The organism is Streptomyces sp. 8K308 (assembly GCF_004348315.1).
In the GTDB taxonomy this organism is placed as follows: domain Bacteria; phylum Actinomycetota; class Actinomycetes; order Streptomycetales; family Streptomycetaceae; genus Streptomyces.
The window spans coordinates 1-22855 of record NZ_SMKC01000035.1 but is presented as its reverse complement, the minus strand read 5'-3'; the positions used below and the strand labels follow the sequence as shown (position 1 = coordinate 22855).

The following is a 22855-nucleotide window of genomic DNA, read 5'->3' as shown; positions in this document are numbered from 1 at the left end:
CTCGGCTGGCGCCAGGACATCCGCCCACGGCGGAGTCCTGCCCGGCGGCTGCGCCGGTATCGGACGGCGCGGGGGACCGTCCGATACCGACGCCGGCGCCCGCTCCGCGCCGCCGCTCAGCCGACCAGGTCGAGCACCGGACGCAGCGCCGAGGGCCGCTCGTCGGCCGGCAGATGCTCCACCAACCGCACCGCGCAGCCGATCGCCGCCGCACCGGCGTCGGCGTGCGCGCTGTCGCCGACCATCAACACCCGCTCCGGCGGCAGCCCGAGCGACCGGCACGCGGCCTCGAACAGCCGCGGGTCCGGCTTCTGCACCCCGTGCTCGAACGACAGCGCGTAGGTGTCCACATAGCCGTCGAGTCCATGCGCGCGCAGCACCGGCCGCAGGTCCCAGCCGATGTTGCTCACCACCGCGACGCCGATCCCGCGGGCGGCGAGCCCGCGCAGCACCTCGAGACTGTCCGGATAGGGGCGCCACGCGGCCGGCTCCATGTGCCGGTCGTACAGCGCGTCGTAGAGCGCGGGCTCCGGCAGCGGCACCAGCCGGGCGAGGCCCGTGTACAGCGCCCGGTGTCCGGCCGCGTGCCGGTCGCGCTCCCGCCACAGCGCGGCCAGCTCGGGCGGCACCACCCGCGGCGGCGCGCCACCGGGCAGCGCGCCCGCCTTCTCGAGCGCGGCCGCGTACCGGCCGAGCCGGTCCGCGGGCAACGCCGTTCCGGTCCGCTCCGCCGCCGCGCGCAGCCAGGAGACCGCCGGCTCCACGCGCATCAGCGTGCCGGAGAAGTCGAACATCACTCCCTTGAGGCTCATGGCACGATCATGCCCACCTCGCGAACATGGCCCAGCCGCCGGGCGGCACCAGTGCCGTCAGCCGGTCGCAGAAGCCGGTGCGCCCGGTGCGGCGGTTGGGCGGCTGGCCGGCCGGGCGCCGAAGACGCCGCGGTCCTCGTTCAGCCCGACCAGGCGGTGCACCTGCTGCCGGAGGCCGTCGAGCACCGGCACCCCGGGGAAGCAGCCGGCCAGCGCGTCAGCGCCGCGGGCCACCGGCTCCCGGTCCGGCCAGGAGACCCGGGTCAGCACGCGCGGCGCCGTCGCCGGCACGAGTAGCGTGGTGGCGCTCACAGGCCGATCAGCATCGCCACCATGGCCACCGCGAGGGCCAGCCGGCAGGCCGCCGCGACCTCGGGCGACCGCCCGGCGTCCGGCGGCCCGGCCGCGACCACCTCGGCCGCGCCCGCGGCCGGCAGCAGCCGCGGGGCGGTCCGCAGCGCGTAGCCCGCGAAGTAGAGCAGCAGCGCCCCGGTGAGCGCCGGGAGCCCTGTCGGCGTCGCGTGGCCGGAGTGCGAGGCGGGCGCCGCCGCCATCGCCACCACCATGTAGAGCATGGCCGCCGCCTCCACCAGGTGGTGGCCCCGATGTGCCGGTCCCCGTACCGCCAGGAGCGCGGCGCCGCCCAACGCCGTGGCCGCGCACAGCAGCGGCAGCGCGGGGGCGGCCGGCCACGGCGGCGCGGCCGGCACCGCCATCGCCGCCATGCCGAGCCCCATGGCCCCCTCGGCCACCGCGACCGCCCGCCGTGGCCGGCCTGCAGCGCCGCGCACCAGCAGCAGACAGTAGCCGCCGGTGGCGCCGCACAGCGCGACCATCAGCCACCCCACCAACGCCGGACCATGCATCGGCACCTCCCGCGCCACCCGCAGGGAAGGCTGCCCACGCGGGGGTGCGCGTACGGCGGCGCACCCCCGGCGGAGGGGGGTACGCGGGCGCGCGCTACTATGCGCGGCTGTGACGGCGAAGACAGACCTCAGCTTCCGGGTGGCCGGCGAGGCCGACGTGCCGGCCCTGGTGGCGCTCGTGGAGTCGGCCTACCGTGGCGACGCGAGCCGCGCCGGCTGGACCACGGAGGCCGACCTGCTCGACGGCCAGCGGACCGACCCGGAGGGGGTGCGCTCCGTGATCAGCACCCCCGGCAGCCGGCTCCTCGTCGTCGAGCGCGGGGGCGATCTGGTGGCCTGCTGCCAGCTGGAGCGCCGCACCGGACCCGGCGGTCTGATCGCCGCGTACTTCGGCATGTTCGCGGTATGCCCCGGCCAGCAGGGTGGGGGAGTGGGCCGCCTGGTGCTGGCGGAGGCGGAGCGCAGGGCCCGCGCCGAGTGGGGCGCGACGGAGATGCGCATGCAGGTGATCTCCGCGCGGAGCGAGCTCATCGCCTGGTACGAACGGCGCGGCTACGCCCGCACCGGCGAGCTGGCGCCGTTCCCCTACGGCGACGAGCGCTTCGGCATCCCCCGGCGCGCCGACCTGGCGTTCGAGCTCCTGGTCAAGCCCCTGCCCTGACCGCCGCCACGATCTCCGGCACGTCGGTCACCACCCCGTCGAGACCCAGCTCCCGCGCCCCGGCGAGCTCCTCGGGGGTGTTCACCGTCCAGCTGATGACGCCGATCCCCGCCGCCCGGCAGCGGGCGACGATCTCGGCCGAGAGCTCGGCGAACTCACAGGAGACCAGTTCCGCGCCCAGTTCGGCGGCCCGCTCGGGCGCGGTGGGCGTCGATCGGCCGGTGACCAGGCCGAGCGCCACCTCCGGCAGCAGCTTGCGGGTCTCGCGCAGCGCCGCGTCGTGGAACGAGATCACCGTGACCCGCTCCGCCAGGCCGCGCCGCTCGATCACCTCGGCCAGCGCCCTGGCCGCTGCCTGATCCTTGATCTCCGCCTGGATCGGCGCCGCCACCGCGTCAAGCACCTCGGTGAACAGCGGGATGCGCTCGCCGAGCCCGGCGTCCAGGCCGCGCAGTTCGGCGAGTGTGAGGTCTCTGACCTGCCCCGTGCCGTCGGTGGTGCGGTCGACCGTGGCGTCGTGGATCACCACGAGCTCCCCGTCCTTGCTCAGGTGCAGGTCGAGCTCGATGGCGTCCAGCGCCATCCGGTCGGCCCGGCGGAACGAGCGCAGGGTGTTCTCCGGCTCCGCGCCCATGAGCCCGCGGTGTCCGATGGTCTGAAGCGGCATGGCGCGACCCTAGCCGCCGCTGGTTGCCGCCGCTCGAACGGTGGGCGAAGCGGCTGGCGCGTGGCGTTTCCCCATCCCCCCGGTTGATCGAAGGATCCGCTGCGGATACCGTGCCATTACGAGAATTTCTGCTGTGGAGGATGGGTTATGACGGAAACTTTGGCGTCCCTTGCCTCTGAAGGCGACACCGCCCAGACCGACCGGGTCGTCGCGCGGCCCGCCTGGCACGCCCTCAAGCGGGCCGTCGAGGCCATCCGTCCCGCCCAATCCAAGGACGGCTCGGTGGACTTCGCCGCCGAGGGAGCCCCCACCTGCTCCCAGCTGACCCGGGAGATCGACCACGCCGTCGCCGCGATCCAGGAGCTCGCCCCGCTGCTGCCGCACGACGCCGCCTACCACCGGGCGCTCGTCGCCGATCTGCGCCGCTGGGCCGACGAGGGCTTCGGCGTCCCCGACTTCCTCGACTCGCTGCTCGCCTTCCACCCGGAGAAGACCCGCGCCGACGGCCGCCAGCACCTGGTCGTCTTCCCGATGTACACGCAGAACGGCAACCCGGACCGCAACCTGGAGGCCGTGGTGCTGCGCGTCGTCTGGCCCGGCTGGTTGGCCCGACTCGAGCGCGAGCGCTTCGACAACCCGATGTTCGTCGGCGTCACCTTCGAGGACTTCACCCCGGGCTACGACACCAACTCCGCCGTCCTCTTCCCCGAGACCATCGCGGTGCGCGAGGCCCCCGAACGCTTCTCCTGGGGCGGCATCTTCTGCGACCGCGAGGCGGCCCGCTTCCGCCGTGTGATCGGCGCCGCCTGCGACGTCACCAGCCTGCGCCTGCCCGACGACGCGGCCGGGCTGCTCACCGACCAGGACCGCTGCCAGCAGACGTTCGTCCTGTGGGACATGATCCACGACCGCACCCACAGCCACGGCGACCTGCCATTCGACCCCTTCATGATCAAGCAGCGCCAACCCTTCTGGATGTACGGCCTCGAGGAGCTGCGCTGCGACCTCACCGCCTTCCACGAGGCCGGGCGCCTCGCCGCCGAGGGCTACGCGCAGGGCCGCGACGTCCAGTACGCGGTGCTGCTCGACCGGCTCTTCCGCTTCCCCGTCACCGGCGCCCGGGTCCGCAACTACGACGGCCTCGGTGGCCAGCTGCTCTTCGCCTACCTGCACCAGCACGACGCCCTGCGCTGGACCGACAATCGGCTGACCGTCGACTGGGACCTCGCCCGCCGGGTCACCGCGCGGCTGCGCGAGGAGATCGAGACCCTCTATCGCCAGGGCATCGACCGCCCCAAGCTGGTGCACTGGTTCAAGGCCTACGAGCTGGTCGCCCGCCACCTTGCCCCGCACCCCGGCTCCACCTGGGCCAAGGGCCCGGACGCCCTCGACCTCAGCCTCCCGCCCCGCAAGCTAGTCGACGAGGTGCTGCCCGACGAGTTCCCGCTCAGCCTCTTCTACGAGGCGCTGGGCAAGAAGCTCCGCAAGGTCATCGAGTCCACCCGCGGCATCACCGCCACCGCTCCCGCCGCCAGCGCGGCGTGAGCGCACCGCCGCCGCGCGGCATGATGGGACCCAACGAGGAGGCGAGCACCATGAGCAGCACCACCCCCCTGGGCCCCAACGCCGGCGGCCCGCTGGAAGGCGCCGTCGTCGCGGTGGCCGGCGCCGGCGGCGCCGCAGGCCACGCCGTCCTGCTGCGCCTGGCCCAGGCCGGCGCCACGGTCGTCGCCGCCGACGCGGACGTCCAGCGGCTCGCCGCCGGCGTGGACGCGGCCCGCTTCGCCCACGGCGGCGCCACCGTGGTCGGCGACACCGTCGACCTGCTGCACCTGGCGGCCACCCGCGAGTGGGCCGCCAAGATCCTCAAGGATTTCGGGCGCGTCGACGGCCTCGTCCACCTCGTCGGCGGCTGGCGCGGCTCGACCACCTTCGCCGGAACCGACCTCGCCGACTGGGACCTCCTGCACGACCTGCTGCTGCGCACGGTCCAGCACACCTCGCTCGCCTTCGAGGCACCGCTCGCCCGCTCCGGCAACGGCCGCTACGTGCTGGTCAGCGCCGCCGGCGCCGCCCGTCCCACCGCGGGCAGCGCCGCCTACGCCGCCGCCAAGGCGGCCGCCGAGGCCTGGACCCTGGCCCTGGCGGACGGCTTCCGCAAGACCGCGGGCGACGCCGGTCCCGGCGCCGCCGCCACCATCGTCGTCGTCAAGGCCCTGGTCAACGACGCGATGCGCGCCGAGCGGCCGGGCCACCGCTTCGCCGGCTTCACCGACGTCCGCGAGCTGGCCGAGTCGATCTGCCAGCTCTGGTCCAAGCCCACCGAGGAAGTGAACGGAACCCGCCTGTGGCTCACCCCTCAGCCCTGACCGCCACCACCGACGCCACCCGCCACCACGACCCGGAGGTGCGCGGCTTCGCCAGCGACAACTACTCCGGCGTCCACCCCGAGATACTGACGGCCATCGCGCTGGCCAACGGCGGCCACCAGCCCGCCTACGGCGCGGACGCCTACACCGAGCACCTCCAGGGCGTCTTCCGGGCCCATCTCGGCCCGCACGCCGAGGTCTACCCCGTCTTCAACGGCACCGGCGCCAACGTCGTCGCCCTCCAGGCGCTCACCGACCGCTGGGGCGCCGTCATCACCGCCGAGACCGCCCACATCCACACCGACGAGTGCGGCGCGCCCGAGCGCGTCGGCGGCCTCAAGCTCCTCACCGTGCCCACCCCGGACGGCAAGCTCACCCCCGAGCTCATCGCCCGCCAGGCCTTCGGCTTCGACGACGAGCACCGCGCCACGCCGCAGGTCGTCTCGATCACCCAGACCACCGAGCTCGGCACCCGCTACACCCCGGAAGAGATCCGCGCCATCTGCGAGTTCGCGCACGAGCGCGGCATGACCGTCCACCTCGACGGCGCCCGGATCGCCAACGCGGCCGCCGCCCTCGACCTGCCGCTCGCCGCCTTCACCACCGACGCCGGCGTCGACGTGCTCTCCTTCGGCGGCACCAAGAACGGCATGCTCTTCGGCGAGGCCGTCGTGCTCCTCACCCCGGGCGTGGCCCGCCGGATGCGCCACGTCCGCAAGCTGTCCATGCAGCTCGCCGCCAAGATGCGCTTCGTCTCCGCGCAGTTCGAGGCGCTGCTCGCCGGCGACCTGTGGCTGCGCGGCGCCCGACACGCCAACGCCATGGCCCGCCGGCTCGCCGAGGGAGTGCGCGAGGTGGACGGGGTGCGGATCCTCCACCCCGTCGAGTCCAACGCCGTCTTCGCCCGGCTCCCGCACGACGTGAGCGAGCGCCTCCAGAAGCGCTACCGCTTCTACTTCTGGGACGAGGCTGCCGGCGACGTCCGCTGGATGTGCTCCTTCGACACCACCGACGAGGACGTCGACGGTTTCCTCACCGCGCTGCGCGAGGAGATGGCGCGTTAGAGCGCGTGGGGTGGTACTCCGCGCCACGCACGGCGCGGAGAGCACCCGGCACGCCGCTCAGACAGCGTGGGCCGGCGGCGGCGCCGTGCCGCCCAGGTGCGCCGGCAGCCACCACGCGTCGTCCGCGTCCCGCGGGGTGGCCGGATAGGCGCGCTGCGCGGCCTCGAGCAGCTCTTGGACGCGCTCCCGCAGCCGGTCGGAGACCGTGGCCGCCGGCTCGTCCGGGTCGGCCGTCATGGGCGAACCGATGCGGATGGTGATCGGGAAGTGGTTGCGCCGCAGGTCCCGCTTGCGGCCCTTGGTCCACAGCCGCTGGGTGCCCCACAGGGCCACCGGCAGGATCGGCACCTGGGCCTGCTGGGCCATCCGCACCGCGCCCGACTTGAACTTCTTGAGGGTGAACGACTGCGAGATCGTCGCCTCCGGGAACACTCCCACTATCTCGCCGTCCTTGAGGGCCTTCAGCGCGTGCCGGAAGGCCGCCTCACCCTGCGCCCGGTCCACCGGGATGTGCTTCATGGCCCGCATCAGCGGACCCGAGACGCGGTGCTTGAACACCGACTCCTTGGCCATGAACCGCACCAGCCTGCGGGCCGGCCGGGCCGCGAACCCGGCGAAGACGAAGTCCAGGTAGCCGATGTGGTTGCTCACCAGCACCGCCCCGCCAGTGCGCGGTACGTGCTCGCTGCCGGCGATGTCGAAGCGCAGGTCGAGCGCCTTGAACATCGTCCGCGCTGCGGCGATGACCGGCGGGTAAACGAACTCTGGCATGCGGAGGGCCCCTCTTCAAGTGCTTCGAACCTACGCCTGCGTAACTTGCGGCGCGGCCGAATCGTGCCCCAAAGCCGGGAGAATCGCCAGTCCCCCCGGCGAGGCCGCGCCATCAGGGGCCGGGAATGAAACGGGGCTCCGGCGCGCTGCCGCTCGTCGAGGCCACTCGTGGAGCGAAGCGGAGGACGTCGACGATGAGCGAACCGGTGACGCCCGCCCGCCTGGACGCCGCGGACCTGGGCGCCGGACCGCTGGGCGGACGCGCCACGCTGGTGCAGTTCTCCACCGCCTTCTGCCAGCCGTGTCGGGCCACCCGCCGGATCCTGGCGGACGTCGCTGCCCTGGTCGAGGGCGTCGCGCACCTGGAGATCGACGCCGAGGCGCGGCTCGACCTGACGCGCCGCCTCGGGATCTCCCGCACCCCCACCGTGCTCGTGCTGGACGCCGAGGGCCGGGTGGTCCGCCGCGCTGTCGGCCAGCCCCGTCGGGCCGACGTGATCGCCGCACTGGGCGCGGCGATCACCGACTGACCCACCGGGCGATCGGACAATACGCACGTAGGCAAGGTCACAGTGCGACATGCTTGCCCGTGGGGGATACCCTTGGTTGTACTGGCCAGTAACAACCGGGTTGATCTTCCCATTGCCCCGTGTGCGGACCGATAGCAGTAGGAGAGCCGGCGTGAGCCTGAGGATCGTTGTCTGTGTGAAGTACGTGCCCGACGCCACCGGCGACCGACGGTTCGCCGACGACCTGACCACCGACCGGGACTCCGTGGACGGGCTGCTCTCGGAGCTGGACGAGTACGCCGTCGAGCAGGCCCTCCGGATCTCCGAGGACGCCGAGGAGGCCGAGGTCACGGTCGTCACCGTGGGCCCAGAGGACGCCACCGACGCCCTGCGCAAGGCCCTGTCCATGGGCGCGGACAAGGCCGTCCACGTCGAGGACGACGATCTCCACGGCACCGACGTCGTCGGCACCTCGCTCGTCCTCGCCAAGGCCATCGAGCACGCCGGCTACGACCTCGTCGTCTGCGGCATGGCCTCCACCGACGGCGGCATGGGCGTGCTGCCCGCGCTGCTGGCCGAGCGCCTCGGCGTCCCCCAGGTCACCCTGCTCTCCGAACTCTCCGTCGCCGACGGGAAGGTGACGGGCCGCAGGGACGGCGACGCCGCGACCGAGCGCCTGCAGGCCGAGCTGCCGGCCGTCATCTCCGTCACCGACCAGTCGGGTGAGGCGCGCTACCCCTCGTTCAAGGGCATCATGGCCGCCAAGAAGAAGCCCGTGGAGACCCTGGACCTGGAGGACCTGGGCATCGAGGCCGAAGAGGTCGGCCTCGCCGGCGCCTGGACCGCCGTCGAGTCCGCCGCCGAGCGCCCGGCCCGCACCAAGGGCGAGATCGTCACGGACGAGGGCGACGGCGGCAAGCGGCTCGCCGCCTTCCTGGCCGAGCGCAAGTTCATCTGACGGCCGCCGCCGACGCCCACCCGCCGACCGCCCGCACCCTTCCGCTGGAGACGCGATTCCCATGGCTGAAGTCCTCGTCTACACCGACCACCTGGACGGCGCCGTCCGCAAGCCAACCCTGGAGCTGCTGACCCTGGCCCGCCGCCTCGGCGACCCGGTCGCCGTCGTCCTCGGCGCCGGCGCCGAGACCGCGGCCCCCGTGCTCGCCGAGCACGGCGCCGTGCGCGTGCTCACCGCCGACGCGCCCGAGTTCGCCGACTACCTCGTCGTCCCCAAGGTCGACGCCCTGGAGGCCGCCTACCGGGCCGTCTCCCCGGCCGCCGTGCTCGTTCCTTCCTCGGGCGAGGCCAAGGAGATCGCCGCCCGGCTCGCCGTCCGTATCGGCTCCGGCCTCATCACCGACGCCGTCGACGTGACCGCCGGCGAGTCGGGACCGGTGGCCACCCAGTCCGTGTTCGCCGCCGCCTTCACCACCACCTCCCGGGTCGCCAAGGGCACCCCGGTCATCACCGTCAAGCCCAACTCGGCCGCCGTCGAGCCCGCACCCGCCGCCGGCACCGTCGAGCCGCTCGACGTCACCTTCGGCCCGCTGGCCACCGGCACCCGGGTCGTGTCCCGCAGCCCCCGCGAGTCCACCGGCCGCCCCGAGCTCACCGAGGCCGCCATCGTCGTCTCCGGCGGCCGCGGCCTGAACGGCGCGGAGAACTTCGCGCTGATCGAGGCGCTCGCCGACACCCTCGGCGCCGCGGTCGGCGCCTCCCGGGCGGCCGTGGACGCCGACTGGTACCCGCACTCGCACCAGGTCGGCCAGACCGGCAAGACCGTCTCGCCGCAGCTCTACATCGCGGTCGGCATCTCCGGCGCCATCCAGCACCGCGCCGGCATGCAGACCTCCAAGACCATCGTCGCCGTCAACAAGGACGCCGAGGCGCCGATCTTCGAGCTCGCCGACTACGGCGTGGTGGGCGATCTCTTCGACGTCGTCCCCGCCCTCACGGACGAGGTGAAGGCCCGCAAGGGCTGACACCAGCCCCCACGGGCCCCGCGCGGCGCCCGCCCGTCACCCTCAGGTGACGGTCGCGGGCGCCGCGCCGCGCGTCCTGCCCCGAAACCGGCCGCGTCGCCGCCGTCCCGGCCGCGCGAGCCCCGCGCTCGTGGCCCCGTCCGACCGCCGGCTCGCCCGCCGGTCCAACTCGTGCCCCGGCACCGCCGGCGGCGGACCGCTGCCGTCGTCCTCGTTGAGCCGGCCGATGGCCAGCCCGGCCAGCAGCTGGTAGTACTCCATGGTCTCCTCCGTTGGTTGACCGCCCTGGGCCCGCGGACTGACCGCCTCGGGGCCCTCGCCACCAGCGTCCGGCAGCCGCGTGACACGGCCTTTGCCCTCCGGTCAATGCTCGGTGCCGATCGGCTCGCCCGCCGTGAACAGGGCATGACGTGCGGACTGTTGTGTTTCGGGCTGGTCGCCGGTTAGGTTCTGTCCACCGAATTCTTCAACGTAATGTTGAACCGCGCGGGGCGGAGTGGTGCGGATGGCTCAGCGGACACCGGTGACGACCACCCTGACGGCGGCGGTGACAGCCGGCGTCGCCGCCTCGCTCGCCGACGTCGACGCCGACCTCGCCCGCCGCTATCCGGGTGACCCAGCCACCCGCCAGCCCGTGCACACCGTCTACGTCCCCGCCGACCGGTTCACTGCCGGCACCACCCGCGCCTGGGGCGAGCAGGCCCTCGCCCTGCTCGCCGCGCACGCCCCGGACGCCGCCGCCCTCGCGGCCACGCTCGACCTCCCCGAGTCCCTCGCCGTCCCCGTCCACCAGCGCGTCCACGCGAAGCTGACCGCCGAGCCCGTCGAGGACCTCAGGATCGACTTCGAGGACGGCTACGGCACCCGGCCGGACGCCGAGGAGGACGCCGACGCCGCCCGCGCCGCCCGGCTCGTCGCCCGCGCCACCGCGGACCGCACCGCGCCCCCCTTCGTCGGCCTGCGCATGAAGTGCCTCGAGGCCGCCGTCCGCGACCGCGGCATCCGCACCCTCGACGTCTTCCTGACCACCCTGTTGGCCGCCGGCCCGCTCCCCACCGGCCTCGCCATCACCCTGCCCAAGGTCTCCCGCCCCGAGCAGGTCGCCGCGATGGCCACCCTCTGCCGCGAGTTCGAGACCGCCGCCGGTCTGCCACAGGGCCGGCTCGGCTTCGAGATCCAGATCGAGACCAGCCAGTCCATCCTCGGCCCCGACGGAACCGCCACCGTCGCCCGGCTCATCGACGCCGCAGGGGGCCGCGCCACCGCCCTGCACTACGGCACCTTCGACTACAGCGCCGCCCTCCAGATCAGCGCCGCGCACCAGGCTCCCGACCACCCGGCCGCCGACCACGCCAAAGCGGTCATGCAGGTCGCCGCCGCCGGCACCGGCGTCCGCCTCTCCGACGGCTCGACCAACGTTCTGCCCACCGGCGACACCGCCCAGGTGCACGCCACCTGGCGCCTCCACCACGGCCTCGTCAGCCGCGCCCTGGCCCGCGGCTACTACCAGGGCTGGGACATGCATCCCGGCCACCTGCCCACCCGCTACGCGGCCGTCTACGCCTTCTACCGCGCGGGTCTCGACTCCGCCGCCGCCCGCCTCGCCGCCTACGCGAGGACCACCGGCCCCGGCACCACCGGCGGCCCGCCCGCCGCCGTGCTCGACGAGCCCGCCACCGCCCGCGCCCTCGCCGGCTTCCTGCTCCGCGGTCTTGACTGCGGCGCCCTCGACCTCGCCGAGGTCACCGACCGTGCCGGCCTGAGCCGCGCCCAACTCGCCACCCTGGCCGGCCGACAGAGCGGCTGACCGCGCCCCGGCGCGCCGGAGCGTCGCGCAACTCACCATGATCCGACTGGACAAGCCGGGTCGGTTCGGATCAGGCTTCCTGCCCATGACCACTGATCTTGTCGCCGCCGTCGACATCGGCGGCACCAAAGTCGCCGGTGCCCTCGTGGACGGCACCGGGGACCTGCTCCACCGCGTCCAGGGCCCGACCAGGGCCCGGGAGTCGGCGGAGAGCGTGTTGCGGTCCGTGACCGACGTCGTCGCCCGGCTGACCGAGCACGAGCTGTGGCCCAGGGCCGCGGCCGTCGGCATCGGCAGCGCCGGCCCGGTCGACGCGCGCAACGGCACGGTCAGCCCGGTCAACATCCCCGCCTGGCGCGACTTCCCACTCGTCGACGGCGTCCGCAAGCTCACCGGCGACCTCCCCATCACCCTCGTGGGTGACGGCGCCGCCATCGCCGCCGGCGAGCACTGGGTGGGCGCCGCCCGCGGCCGCTCCAACGCCCTGTGCATGGTGGTGTCCACCGGCGTCGGGGGCGGGCTGATCCTCGACGGCCGGCTCAGACCGGGCCCGACCGGCAACGCCGGCCACATCGGCCACATCAGCGTCGACTTCAACGGGGACCTCTGTCCGTGCGGCGGCCGCGGCTGCGTGGAGCGCATCGCCAGCGGCACCAACATCGCACGCTACGCCCAGGCCGCCGGCTGGCGCCCGGCCGAGCCCGACGGGGACGCCACCGCCGCCGGTGTGGCCGTCGCGGCGGCCGCCGGCGACCCGATCGCCCTTGAGGCCTACGACCGGTCGGCCCGCGCGCTTGCCGCCGGAATCGCCGCCACCGCCACCCTGGTCGAGATCGAGACCGTGGTCGTCGGCGGCGGCGTCAGCCAGGCGGGCGAGGTGCTGTTCGGTCCGCTGCGCCGTGCCCTGCGGGGGTACGCCACCCTGCCGTACGTCAGCGACCTGGAGGTGGTGCCGGCGCAGCTCGGCACGGACGCCGGCCTGGTCGGCGCCGCGGCGGCCTGCTGGAGTGATCCGGATACGTTTTTGATCCTGGGGGAAGCGGGCAACTGACAGCAAGGGCGAAGAAGGAGGGGGATTAAGTGATCATCTGGCTGAACGGGGCGTTCGGCGCCGGCAAGACCACGGCGGCACACGAACTGCTCCACCTGCTGCCGGGCAGCACGCTCTACGACCCGGACCTGGTCGGGGCCGAGCTGTCGAAGATGCTGCCCAAGGAGCGGTTGGCCCAGGTGGACGACGTGCAGGAGCTGCCCGCTTGGCGGCGCCTCGTGGTGGACACCGCGGTGGCGCTGCTGGCCGAGATCCCAGGGCCGTTGATCGCCCCCATGACCCTGCTGGTCCAGGAGCACCGGGACGAGATCTTCGGCGGGCTCGCCGCCCGCCGGATCACGGTCCAGCATTTTCTCCTCCGTCCGGATGAAACGTTTCTGCGGGCCCGGATAGACCAGCGCGCCGCCAGCGACGGCGACGCGGTGCGCAACTGGTGCCTGGGGCACCTGCCTCAGTACGACGCCGCGCTCGGCTGGCTGAGCGCCGACGCGCACACCGTCGACACCTCGCTGTTGACCCCGCGTCAGACGGCGGAGCTGCTCGCCGAGGCCGTACGGCGTGGCGAGGGCGTCTGCCGGATCGTGCAGACGCCGCCGCCGCGCGCCCAGACACTGGCAGCCGGCGTGCTGCTCTTCGACGACCGGGACCGGGTGCTCCTCGTGGACCCCACCTACAAGGCCGGCTGGGAGTTCCCCGGCGGCGTGGTGGAGCCGGGCGAGGCCCCGGCCCGGGCGGCCGTCCGGGAGGTGGCCGAGGAGCTCGGCCTCCGGCTGGCCCGGGAGCCGGCGCTGCTGGTGGTCGACTGGGAACCGCCGAGCGCCGCCCAGTTCGGCGGGCTGCGGCTGCTCTTCGACGGCGGGCGCCTCGACGCGGCGCGCGTCGACGAGGTGCTGCTGCCCGGGGAGGAACTGCGCGGCTGGTGTTTCGCCACCGAGGCGGAGGCCGAGCGGCTGCTCTCGCCCAACCGGGTCGCCCGACTGCGCTGGGCGCTGCGCGCCCGCGCCCAGGGGCGGGCGCTCAACCTGGAGGCCGGCGTCCCAGTCGGCGCCTGATCCGCCGCCCTTCCCGGTGGCGTCCCGCGCCCGCGTCGAATCGCGACGCGTCACGGACGGCTCTAGCGTGATGGTGAAGGCCCCCGCGCGGGGGCCCCTCCCACGAGTGGTGACCGCCATGCGCATACCGGAGTCCATAGCCGGGCCCGCGCCGGGCCTCCACGCCACCCCCTACGGCGGTGACGAGCCGTCCGGCTGGGGCGTCCGAGCCGCGCTCGCCGCGTCCTCGGCCGTCCTGGCCCTCGGCCTGTCCATGCTGTTCGCCGGCGCCGAGGAACCGGCCGGGCCCCCACAGCCGGCCGCCCGGCACGACGCGGGGCACGTGCCCTCGGCGCCCGCCGGCGCCGCCGCCGACGCCCTGCCGCCCGCCGAGCCCACCTGGCTCTCCATACCCGCCATCGACGTCGCCGCCCCACTGCTCCGCGTCGGCCTCGATCCCGAGGGCTGGCTCGAGTCGCCGCCGGAGGAAGCCGGTGACGTCGCCGGCTGGTACGACGGCGCCCCACCGCCCGGCGCGGCCGGCGCCGCCGTCATCGTCGGGCACGTCGACGACGCCACGGGCCCCGCCGTCTTCTACGGCCTGGGGGCCCTACGCCACGGCGACACCATGGAGGTCACCCGGGACGACCGGCGCACGGTGCGGTTCACCGTCTACGACGTCGCCGTCTACGACAAGGGACACGTGCCTGAGGACGTCTACCGCCACGCGGGCGGCGCGGAACTACGCGTCATCACCTGCGGCGGCACCTTCGACGAGGCCACCGGATACAGCGGAAACGTGGTCGTCTTCGCGCGTCTGACGGGCAGTCGCTGACCCGGACGGCGCAGCGCCCTCACCCGGGTGCCGCTCCCGGGCGGTGCGCCGTGGCTCCGGTGCCTAACGTCGGGAACCGGGACGACGCGTACCCCCCACGAAGGAGCCATTCCGATGACCACACCGCGAACCGCACTGGCCGCCGCCGGGTTGAGCGCGATCGCTCTCGCGTCGGGCGTGCCCGCCGCACACGCCCTGGCACCGGCCGAGGCCGACACCTTCGGGTTCAGCCTCTCCCCGCAGACGGTCGCGCGGGGCGGCGCGGTCGACCTGACCGTCACCGGCTGCACCGAGTTCGAGGCCACCGCTGAGTCCGCCGTCTTCGACCGGGTCGCCCTCGGCATGCCGGGGGAGACCCAGTCGGCCCGCACCACCGTCGACGCCGACGCGCGGGTCGGCGCCCAGTTCACGGTCACCTTCACCTGTGGCTCGGAGACCGGCAACGCCACCCTCACGATCGCCTCGCCCACCGCGTCGCCGAGCCCGACCGGGTCCACCACGGCCAGTTCGACCACGCTGCCCACCCGCGGTGCCCAGGCGGGTGTCGGCGGGGGCTCACGCTCCGATGACTCGACCATGCTGCTGGCCGGCGCCGGGGTCTCCATGGCGGCCGTGACCGCGACCGTGATCGTCATCAGGCGCCGTGCCACCCGACACACCTGACCGTCCGCCACCGGCGGCCCCGACTCAGCCCCTGGCGGTCGCCGCGTACCGGGAGAGGAAGAGCGCCTCGGCCACCGACATCCGCTCCAGCTCCTCGGGCGAGACGCTCTCGTCCACCGCGTGGATCCGCGCCGCCGGCTCGCTCAGCCCGATCAGCAGGATCTCGGCCTTGGGGTAGAGCCCGGCCAACGTGCTGGTCAGCGGGATCGAGCCGCCCTGTCCGACCACGGCCATCTCCACCCCGTCGTATGCCTCGCGCATCGCCGCCGCCATCGACGCGTAGGCCGGGCTCGCGGTGTCGGCCCGGAACGGCTGGCCCTCGCCGGTGGCCCGCACCGTCACCCGCGCGCCCCACGGAGCCCTGGCCCTGAGGTGCGCCGCAAGCAGCTCGCTCGCCGCCGACGCGTCCACGCCGGGCGGCACCCGCAGGCTCACCAGCGCTCCTGCGCTGGCCTGCACCGACGGCGTGGCCCCCACCACCGGGGGGCAGTCGATGCCGAGCACCGTCACCGCGGGCCGTGCCCACAGCCGGTCGGCGACCGAACCGGAGCCGATCAGCGCCACGCCGTCCAACACCCCGGCGTCGGCGCGGAAGACGTCCTCCGGATAGTCGGTGCCCGTCCAACGGCCGTCCCCGGCGAGGCCGTCGACCACGGTCGAACCGTCCTCGTCGCGCAGCGAGTCGAGAATCCGGATCAGGGCCGACAGCGCGTCCGGGGCGGCGCCGCCGAACGCCCCCGAGTGCAGGTTCCCGGCGAGCGTGTCCACCTGGACCCGCACCATGGCCATGCCGCGCAGGATCGCCGTCACCGTGGGCTGCCCGGCCCGGAAGTTGCCCGTGTCGCCGATCACGATCGCGTCGGCCGCCAGCAGTTCCGGGTGCTGCTCGGCGTACCGCTCGAGCCCGCCCGTGCCCTGCTCCTCCGAGCCCTCCACGATGACCTTGATCCCCACCGGCACCCCACCGGCGGCCCGCAGCGCGCGCAGCGCCAGCAGGTGCATCAGCACCCCGCCCTTGCAGTCCGCCGCGCCCCGCCCGTACCAGCGGCCGTCCCGCTCGGTCAGCTCGAACGGCGGGGAGGTCCAGGCCGCCTCGTCCAGCGGGGGCTGCACGTCGTAGTGCGCGTACAGCAGTACCGTCGGCGCCCCCTCGGGCCCGGTCAGTTCGCCGTACACCGACACCGTCCCGTCGGGGGTGTCGAGCAGCCGCACGTCGCCGAAGCCCTCCTCGAGCAGCGCCCGCGCTATCCACTCGGCCGCCGCCACGCACTCCCGCGGCGGGAACTGCTCGGCGTCCGCCACCGAGCGGAACGCCACCAGCTCGGCCAACTCCTCCCTGGCCCGCGGCATCAGGGCGGCGACGGTTCCGGAGATCGCGGAGTGCTGCGGGCTCTGCTCCATGAGAGGCTCCTCGTGAGGGCGCGGTGCGGTACCCCCGCGAGCGTGGGGTGCGGGGTGTCGGGATGCCGCGATCATCCCACAGCCCAGGTCGGCGCACGGAGGATCGTAGGATGCCGTGCGGTGGTCGGAAGACGTGACGCGACGGGGAGCAACAGCACATCGTGAGCAGCGAGAACGAAGCCGGACGAGGGGTGTGGGACGTCGTCGTGGTGGGCGCGGGCCCCGGTGGAGCCTCCGCCGCCCGGGCCGCCGCGGAGACCGGTCGGCGGGTGCTGCTGCTGGAGAAGGCGGAGCTGCCCCGCTACAAGACGTGCGGCGGCGGCATCATCGGCCCCAGCCGGGACGCGCTGCCGCCGGGCTTCGAACTCCCGCTCCGCGAGCGGGTGCACGCGGTGACGTTCTCGCTCAACGGCCGCCTGGCGCGCACCCGCCGCTCCAAGCGGATGCTGTTCGGCCTCGTCAACCGGCCCGAGTTCGACCAGCGGCTGGTGGAGGCCGCGGTCAAGGCGGGCGCCGCGCTGCGTACCGGCGCCACCGTCACCCGGGTCGAGCAGCACGGCCCCGCGGTGCCCGACCGGCGCACCGTCGCCGTCGTGCTGGCCGGCGGGGAGACGCTGTTGGCCCGGGCGGTGGTCGGCGCGGACGGCAGCGCCAGCCGGATAGGGGCCCACGTCGGGGTGCGGCTCGACCAGGTCGACCTGGGTCTGGAGTCGGAGATCCCGGTGCCGCCCGAGGTGGCCGGCGACTGGGCCGGCAGGGTGCTGATCGACTGGGGTCCGCTGCCGGGTTCCTACGGCTGGGTCTTCCCCAAGGGCGACACCCTGACCGTGGGCGTGATCTCGGCCCGCGGCGAGGGCGCGGCGACCAAGCGGTACCTGGAGGACTTCGTGGCCAGGCTCGGGCTCGCCGGTTTCGAGCCGAGCGTCTCCTCGGGCCACCTCACCCGCTGCCGCACCGACGACTCGCCGCTGTCGCGCGGCCGGGTGCTGGTGTGCGGCGACGCCGCCGGGCTGCTCGAGCCCTGGACGAGGGAGGGCATCTCCTTCGCGCTGCGCTCCGGCCGGCTCGCCGGCCAGTGGGCGGTGCGCATTGCCGAGGCCAACGACGCGGTGGACGCCCGCCGGCAGGCGCTCAACTACACCTTCGCCATCAAGAGCGGCCTCGGCGTCGAGATGGGTGTCGGCCGCCGGCTGCTCTCCGTGTTCGCCCAGCGGCCCCGGCTGCTGCACACCGCCCTGGTCGGGTTCCGGCCGGCGTGGACCGCTTTCGCGCAGATAACGCGCGGCTCCACCACGCTGGCCGGCATCGTGCGGACGCACCCCGTCGCCCGCCGCACGCTGTCCGCCCTGGACCGCGCCGGGCGCCCCGAGCAGGACGAGGCGCCGAAGACGGAGGACCGGCCCGGCGCCTGAGGAACCGGGCGGCTACTCCACCGGGAGTAGGACGGGCGTCCACTCCGGGCGGACGCCCGGCGCCGCGCCACCGGGCTAGCGTGGACGCGTGACCATCCACCGCGCGGCACCACCCGACGGCGGGACGGGCGAGTCGGGACGCGGCCGCCTGACCGCGGCGCTCGCCGCGCTGCCCTGGCCGTCCACCGCCGCCGTCGCGCTGGTCCAGCTCGTCGGCTCGGGCTTCGCCGCCCACGGCCAGCCGGACCGCGCCGGCCTGGACGCCGTGGCTCAGCTGCTGCTGGTCGCCGGGCCGCTCCTGCTGCTGGCCCGCCGGGCCCTGCCACGGATCGCCGTCTTCGGCTGTGTGGCGGTGACCGTGGTCTACCTGGCGCTCGACCACCCGTACGGTCCGGTGTTCCTCAGCGCCGTCGTCGCCGCCGGCCACGCCGTCACGGCCGGGCACCGGCGGGCGGCCGTCGGCGGGATGCTCCTGCTCTGGGCCGGGCTGCTGATCACGGCCGACCGCCCGCTCGACTGGGGGGAGGCGGTCGCCGCCGGTGCCTGGATGGTGGCCGTGCTCGCGATCTCCGAGCTCGTGCGGATCCGCCGCGCGCAGCGGGCCGCCGAGCAGGCCGAGCAGGCGGCCGCCGAGCGGCGCCGCGCTGACGAGGAGCGGCTGCGCATCGCCCGGGAGCTGCACGACGTCCTCGCCCACAGCATCTCGGTGATCAACGTGCAAGCCGGGATGGGGCTCGCGCTGCTGGACTCCGACCCCGAGCAGACCCGCGCCGCGCTGACCACCATCAGGTCCGCCAGCCGGGAGGCGCTGGGGGAGGTGCGTCAGGTGCTCGACACGCTCCGCGCGTCCGGCGCGGCCCCACGTGCGCCGGCCCCTGGCCTCGACCGCCTGCCCGACCTCGCCGAGCAGGCCGCCCACGCCGGGCTGCGCGTCGAGACCAGCACCGAGGGCACCCCCGCGCCGCTGCCACCGGGGGCCGACCTCGCCGCCTTCCGCATCGTGCAGGAGGCGCTGACCAACATCGTGCGCCACTCCGGATCCCGCACCGCCCGGCTGCGGCTGCGTTACGCGCCCGGCCTGCTCGACATCCGGATCGACGACGACGGGCCCGCCACCGGCGCGGGCGCCGGCGGGGGCAACGGTCTAGTCGGCATGCGCGAGCGCGCGGCGGCGCTCGGCGGCACCGTGACCGCCGGCCCGAGGCCGGACGGCGGCTTCCGCGTCGACGCCCGGCTGCCCCGCGCCGCACGCGACCAGGCATCGCCGCCCGACCTCAGGGAGACCATGTGATCCGCGTCCTGCTCGCCGACGACCAGGTGTTGGTCAGGGCCGGCTTCCGCGCCCTGCTCGACGCCCAGGCCGACATCACCGTGGTCGCCGAGGCCGCCGACGGGGCCGAGGCCGTCGCGCTCACCCGTGGACACCGGCCCGACCTCGTCCTGATGGACATCCGGATGCCGGTGCTCGACGGCCTCGCCGCCACCCGCCGCGTCACCGGGGATCCGGGGCTCGACGGGGTGCGGGTGGTGATGCTCACGACGTTCGAGCTCGACGAGTACGTCTTCGAGGCCATCCGCTCCGGAGCCTCCGGCTTCCTGGTGAAGGACACCGAGCCCGACGAACTGCTGCGCGCCGTGCGGGCCGTGGTCGCCGGCGACGCGCTGCTTTCGCCCGGCGCGACCCGCCGGCTGATCGCCGAGTTCGCCGCGCGCTCCAAGCCGCCGGCCGGGGCCGTGGCCCTCGACGAACTCACCGAGCGGGAGCGGGAGGTGATGGCGCTGGTCGGCATCGGCCTGTCCAACGACGAGATCGCGCGCCGGCTGGTGGTCTCGCCGCTCACCGCCAAGACCCACGTCAGCCGTGCCATGGTGAAGCTCGGCGCCCGCGACCGGGCGCAACTCGTCGTCCTGGCCTACGAGTCGGGCCTGGTGCGCCCCGGCTGGCTGGGCTGAGCCGCCGCCTTGCGCCGCACGTACAGCTGCTTGCGCACCCGCGCCACCACCGTGCCGTCGGCGGCGGCCACCGTGCAGTCGAACCAGGGCAGCGACTTCCCGCCGTCGGCCGTGGCCGCCCTGATCTCCGCCACCCGCTCCTCGGCCAGCTCGAACTCGACGAACACGTGGCCGCGGCCGGGGGAGACGTAGTCGATCTCCGCGGCCTTGTCCCACACCACATAGCCGGGGCCGAGCCGGTGGAGCACCAGCAGGGCGAAGAACGGGTCGCACATCGAGTAGAGCGAGCCGCCGAACTGCGTCCCGAAGTAGTTCCGGTTGAACCGGCCGAGCCGCAGCATGACCCGGGCGCCGCTCCAGTCGTCCGAGATGTCGAGCACCCTGATCCCGGCTGACCGGTAGGGCGGCCACCAACGCATCAGGCGCCGCAGGGTCCTCGGGCTGAGAGAACGTGCCATGGCGCGAAGCTACCACGGTTGTTACTCGACGGTAATAACGCGCGGGGCGGCGGCCCGCCGGCCCGTCAGTCCGACTGGATCCGCCGCCGCGCCAGCTGGGCCGTCGCCGCGGCCACCGCCGCGAGCAGCGCCACCGTCGTCATCGCCGTCGCCAACGAGAACCAGTCGGCGAGGAACCCGATCGCCACCGGGCCGAGCAGGAACCCGCCGTAGCCGAGCGTCGAGGCGGCGGCCACCCCCTGCGCGCCCGCCAGCGCCCCGGCCCGGCCGATGGCCACCGGGAAGATGTTCGCCAGGCCGAGGCCCGTGATCACGAAACCGAGCAGCACCAGCCAGACCGTGGGCCCCAGCGCGCCGAGCAGCATCCCCACCGCGGCCGTCGCGCCGCCCGCCACCAGCGCCCTCGTCTGGCCGAGGCGTTCGAGCAGCGCGGAGCCGGTCAGCCGCCCCACTGTCATGGCCATCGCGAACACCGAGTAACCCGCCGCCGCGAGACCCGCGTTCGCGCCAAGCGACTCCCTGAGGTGCAGCGCGCTCCAGTCCGCCAGCGCCCCCTCCCCGTAGGCGGTGCACAGCGCGATCAGGCCGAGCACCAACACCAACCAGCGCGTCTCCGCGCCGCCCGACCCGGGCTCCGCCGTCGCGCGGGCGCCGGTCGCGCCGTCCGGCGCCTGACCGCCCGGCGCCGCGGCCGACAACAGGAAGCGCGCCGCCACCGCCACCATCGCCACCCCGAGCACCGCCAGCGCCCCCAGGTGCCGCGCCGCGCTCACCTGCCCGGCCACCAGACCGCCGACCCCGGCGCCCAGCATGCCGCCCAGGCTGTAGGCCGCGTGGAAACTCGGCATCACCGGCCGCCCCAACGCCGCCACCAACTCCACCGCGGCGCTGTTGGCCGCCACGTTCAACGCCCCGAACGCCGCCCCGAAGAGCAGCAACACCAGGCCGAGCACCAGCGGCGAGCCCGCGTGCGGCGGCAACGCCACGCTCGCCGCCAGCACCAGGGCGGCGCCCACCGTCACCGGACGCGCCCCGAACCGCTGACACAGCCGCCCGGTCAGCATCATGGTGACCACGGCCCCGAGCGAGACCCCGAGCAGCGCGAGACCGAGCGCGCTCGACGACGCGCCCGTCTGCTCCTTCACCGCCGGGATGCGCACCACCCAGCCCGCGAACACGAAACCGTCGAGCGCGAAGAAGGCGGTCAGCGCCGCCCGGAGCCGACGCGACCCCGGCTCCACCGCCACCCGAGGCCCAACCCCCCGCCGCACACGCCAGGTCAGCACGGCCCTGCGTTTGTTTATCGGAGGCACAAAGCCAGAATAGGGGCGTGACCCATCCCCGTACCAGGCTCGAGCGGGGCCGGAACGTGCTCGGCCCGGCACTGGAACTCGTCCACACCGGGCGTGCCCCCACCCGCGCCGTCCTCACCACCGAGCTCGGCGTGACCCGCGCGACCGCCGGCGCCGTCGCGAGCGAGCTCCAGAGCCTCGGCCTGATCACCGTCGACGCCCGCCCAGGCGCCGTGGCCGGCGGCCAGGGCCGCCCCTCCCACCGGCTCGCCATCGCCGACGACGGGCCCGTCGCCCTCGCCGCCCAGGTGCACGCCGACGGCTTCCGCGCCGCCCTCGTCGGCCTCGGCGGCCGCATCGTCGCCACCGCGCCCGCCTGCGTCACCGTCGCCGCCGACCCCGCCGAGGTCATCGGTGACGTCGTCGAGGCCGGCGCCCGGCTGCTCGCCGAGACCGGCCGCCGGTGCGTCGGCGCCGGCCTCGCCGTTCCCTCGGCCGTCGCCGAGCCCGACGGCACCGCCCTCAACCCACTCCACCTCGACTGGCCGGCCGGCGCGCCGGTCCGCGACATCTTCAACGACTGCCTCGCCGCGGCCGGCATCGCCGCCGCCGGCCACTGCGGCAACGACGTCAACCTCGCCGCCCTCGCCGAACACCGGCACGGCGCCGGCCGCGGCGCCCGCCATCTGCTGTGCGTCGCCACCGGTCACCGTGGTGTCGGCGGCGCGCTCATCGTCGACGGCCGGCTGCACACCGGCAGCGCCGGCCTCGCCCTCGAGGTCGGCCACCTCACCGTCGACCCCCAGGGCCGCCCCTGCCACTGCGGCAGCCGCGGCTGCCTCGACGTCGAGACCGACCCGCTGGCCCTGCTCGAGGCGGCCGGCAGCCGACCGGGCCCGCAGGGCTCGCTCCTCGACCAGGCCCGCGACCTGGTCGCCACGCGCTACCCGGACGACCCGGCCGTCCGCACCGCCGCCCGCACCGTCATCGACCGGCTCGGCCGCGGCCTCGCCGCCCTCGTCAACATCCTCAACCCCGACCGCATCATCCTCGGCGGGTTGCACGGCGCCCTGCTCGCCGCCGACCCCGAGCGGCTCGGCGCGGTCGTCGGCGACCACAGCCTGTGGGGCCGATCCGGCGACATCCCCATCACCCCCTGCGTCCTCGGCCACAACAGCCTCGTCGGCGCCGCCGAACTCGCCTGGCAACCCGTGCTCGACGACCCCCTCGCCACCCTGGCCGGGTGAGCAC

Annotated in this window: 25 protein-coding genes; 16 read left to right on the top strand and 9 right to left on the bottom strand. The window is 74.7% G+C overall.

The genetic code is table 11. The annotated features are described in order from the left end of the window. Positions 1-116: 116 nt before the first annotated feature. From E1265_RS08115 to E1265_RS08105, 3 genes are read right to left on the bottom strand one after another with little or no spacing between them, the layout of a single operon-like run. Entirely contained in the window at positions 117-812 is a 696-nt protein-coding gene (locus E1265_RS08115) for an HAD-IA family hydrolase (RefSeq protein WP_132929561.1), read from the bottom strand. Positions 813-869: 57 nt separating this feature from the next. Beyond that, a complete protein-coding gene (locus E1265_RS08110; RefSeq protein ID WP_132929560.1) occupies positions 870-1124 on the bottom strand; it encodes a hypothetical protein in 255 nt (84 codons plus the stop codon). Then, positions 1121-1678: a DUF5134 domain-containing protein gene (locus E1265_RS08105; protein ID WP_132929559.1), complete on the bottom strand. Its 558-nt coding sequence runs from the start codon at positions 1676-1678 to the stop codon at positions 1121-1123. The genes E1265_RS08110 and E1265_RS08105 overlap by 4 nt, the downstream gene beginning before the upstream one ends. A gap of 109 nt (positions 1679-1787) precedes the next feature. On the opposite strand from E1265_RS08105, the gene E1265_RS08100 reads away from it, so the two are divergent. After that, positions 1788-2339, top strand: coding sequence for a GNAT family N-acetyltransferase (locus E1265_RS08100; protein WP_132929558.1), 552 nt, complete (start codon positions 1788-1790; stop codon positions 2337-2339). On the opposite strand, the gene E1265_RS08095 is transcribed toward E1265_RS08100, so the two are convergent. Further along, positions 2323-3006, bottom strand: coding sequence for a glycerophosphodiester phosphodiesterase family protein (locus tag E1265_RS08095; RefSeq protein WP_132929557.1), 684 nt, complete (start codon positions 3004-3006; stop codon positions 2323-2325). The two genes, E1265_RS08100 and E1265_RS08095, sit on opposite strands and share 17 nt — an antisense overlap. Before the next feature lie 147 nt (positions 3007-3153). Between E1265_RS08095 and E1265_RS08090 the strand changes: the two genes are divergently transcribed. The 3 genes from E1265_RS08090 to E1265_RS08080 are packed head-to-tail and all read left to right on the top strand — an operon-like array spanning position 3154 to position 6439. Beyond that, on the top strand, positions 3154-4551 hold the full coding sequence (locus E1265_RS08090) for a DUF6421 family protein (RefSeq protein WP_132929556.1): 1398 nt from the start codon (positions 3154-3156) through the stop codon (positions 4549-4551). Between the two features lie 50 nt (positions 4552-4601). Beyond that, a complete protein-coding gene (locus E1265_RS08085) occupies positions 4602-5375 on the top strand; it encodes an SDR family NAD(P)-dependent oxidoreductase (protein WP_243740609.1) in 774 nt (257 codons plus the stop codon). Beyond that, a complete protein-coding gene (locus E1265_RS08080) occupies positions 5354-6439 on the top strand; it encodes a low specificity L-threonine aldolase (RefSeq protein ID WP_132929555.1) in 1086 nt (361 codons plus the stop codon). Before E1265_RS08085 ends, E1265_RS08080 begins: the two co-directional genes overlap by 22 nt. A 57-nt stretch (positions 6440-6496) precedes the next feature. Here the strand turns inward: E1265_RS08080 and E1265_RS08075 are convergent, their stop codons facing one another. Then, positions 6497-7210 (bottom strand): lysophospholipid acyltransferase family protein, encoded by a 714-nt coding sequence (locus tag E1265_RS08075; RefSeq protein ID WP_132929554.1) that lies wholly within the window; start codon positions 7208-7210, stop codon positions 6497-6499. A 194-nt stretch (positions 7211-7404) separates the two neighbouring features. Between E1265_RS08075 and E1265_RS08070 the strand changes: the two genes are divergently transcribed. The 3 genes from E1265_RS08070 to E1265_RS08060 all read left to right on the top strand — a co-directional run bounded on the left by E1265_RS08070 (position 7405) and on the right by E1265_RS08060 (position 9701). Next, positions 7405-7740 (top strand): thioredoxin family protein, encoded by a 336-nt coding sequence (locus E1265_RS08070; protein WP_132929553.1) that lies wholly within the window; start codon positions 7405-7407, stop codon positions 7738-7740. A gap of 151 nt (positions 7741-7891) precedes the next feature. Then, positions 7892-8677, top strand: coding sequence for an electron transfer flavoprotein subunit beta/FixA family protein (locus tag E1265_RS08065; protein ID WP_132929552.1), 786 nt, complete (start codon positions 7892-7894; stop codon positions 8675-8677). Between the two features lie 61 nt (positions 8678-8738). Beyond that, positions 8739-9701, top strand: coding sequence for an electron transfer flavoprotein subunit alpha/FixB family protein (locus E1265_RS08060; RefSeq protein ID WP_132929551.1), 963 nt, complete (start codon positions 8739-8741; stop codon positions 9699-9701). Positions 9702-9743: 42 nt separating this feature from the next. Here E1265_RS08060 and E1265_RS08055 read toward each other — a convergent pair whose 3' ends face one another. Beyond that, positions 9744-9962, bottom strand: coding sequence for a hypothetical protein (locus tag E1265_RS08055; protein ID WP_132929550.1), 219 nt, complete (start codon positions 9960-9962; stop codon positions 9744-9746). A gap of 244 nt (positions 9963-10206) precedes the next feature. Here E1265_RS08055 and E1265_RS08050 point away from each other — a divergent pair, with 244 nt between their 5' ends. The 5 genes from E1265_RS08050 (at position 10207) to E1265_RS08030 (ending at position 15088) form a co-directional block, all read left to right on the top strand. Then, entirely contained in the window at positions 10207-11508 is a 1302-nt protein-coding gene (locus tag E1265_RS08050) for an aldolase/citrate lyase family protein (RefSeq protein ID WP_132929549.1), read from the top strand. Between the two features lie 85 nt (positions 11509-11593). After that, positions 11594-12559: an ROK family protein gene (locus tag E1265_RS08045; protein WP_132929548.1), complete on the top strand. Its 966-nt coding sequence runs from the start codon at positions 11594-11596 to the stop codon at positions 12557-12559. Positions 12560-12588: 29 nt separating this feature from the next. Then, positions 12589-13611, top strand: coding sequence for an NUDIX hydrolase (locus E1265_RS40250; RefSeq protein ID WP_132929547.1), 1023 nt, complete (start codon positions 12589-12591; stop codon positions 13609-13611). A gap of 118 nt (positions 13612-13729) precedes the next feature. Next, positions 13730-14425 carry a class F sortase gene (locus E1265_RS08035; RefSeq protein ID WP_132929546.1) on the top strand — a complete coding sequence of 232 codons (696 nt, stop codon included), beginning with the start codon at positions 13730-13732 and terminating at the stop codon, positions 14423-14425. Positions 14426-14539: 114 nt separating this feature from the next. Continuing rightward, positions 14540-15088 (top strand): hypothetical protein, encoded by a 549-nt coding sequence (locus tag E1265_RS08030; RefSeq protein WP_132929545.1) that lies wholly within the window; start codon positions 14540-14542, stop codon positions 15086-15088. Between the two features lie 24 nt (positions 15089-15112). On the opposite strand, the gene E1265_RS08025 is transcribed toward E1265_RS08030, so the two are convergent. Then, entirely contained in the window at positions 15113-16489 is a 1377-nt protein-coding gene (locus E1265_RS08025; protein ID WP_132929544.1) for a dipeptidase, read from the bottom strand. 161 nt (positions 16490-16650) lie between these two features. On the opposite strand from E1265_RS08025, the gene E1265_RS08020 reads away from it, so the two are divergent. The 3 genes from E1265_RS08020 (at position 16651) to E1265_RS08010 (ending at position 19854) form a co-directional block, all read left to right on the top strand. Then, positions 16651-17901, top strand: a complete 1251-nt coding sequence (locus tag E1265_RS08020; RefSeq protein ID WP_243740608.1) for a geranylgeranyl reductase family protein — start codon at positions 16651-16653, stop codon at positions 17899-17901. A gap of 148 nt (positions 17902-18049) precedes the next feature. Then, positions 18050-19192, top strand: a complete 1143-nt coding sequence (locus E1265_RS08015) for a histidine kinase (protein ID WP_243740613.1) — start codon at positions 18050-18052, stop codon at positions 19190-19192. Further along, positions 19189-19854, top strand: coding sequence for a response regulator transcription factor (locus E1265_RS08010; RefSeq protein WP_132929541.1), 666 nt, complete (start codon positions 19189-19191; stop codon positions 19852-19854). The genes E1265_RS08015 and E1265_RS08010 overlap by 4 nt, the downstream gene beginning before the upstream one ends. On the opposite strand, the gene E1265_RS08005 is transcribed toward E1265_RS08010, so the two are convergent. Further along, complete coding sequence (locus E1265_RS08005; RefSeq protein WP_132929540.1) at positions 19815-20312, bottom strand: DUF4442 domain-containing protein; 498 nt, start codon at positions 20310-20312, stop codon at positions 19815-19817. The genes E1265_RS08010 and E1265_RS08005 overlap by 40 nt on opposite strands. Before the next feature lie 65 nt (positions 20313-20377). After that, the gene (locus E1265_RS08000; protein ID WP_243740607.1) at positions 20378-21559 is read right to left on the bottom strand and encodes an MFS transporter; all 1182 of its coding nucleotides are present in this window, start codon (positions 21557-21559) and stop codon (positions 20378-20380) included. Between the two features lie 83 nt (positions 21560-21642). Between E1265_RS08000 and E1265_RS07995 the strand changes: the two genes are divergently transcribed. Beyond that, a complete protein-coding gene (locus E1265_RS07995) occupies positions 21643-22851 on the top strand; it encodes an ROK family protein (RefSeq protein WP_132929538.1) in 1209 nt (402 codons plus the stop codon). The last annotated feature ends 4 nt before the right edge of the window (positions 22852-22855 follow it).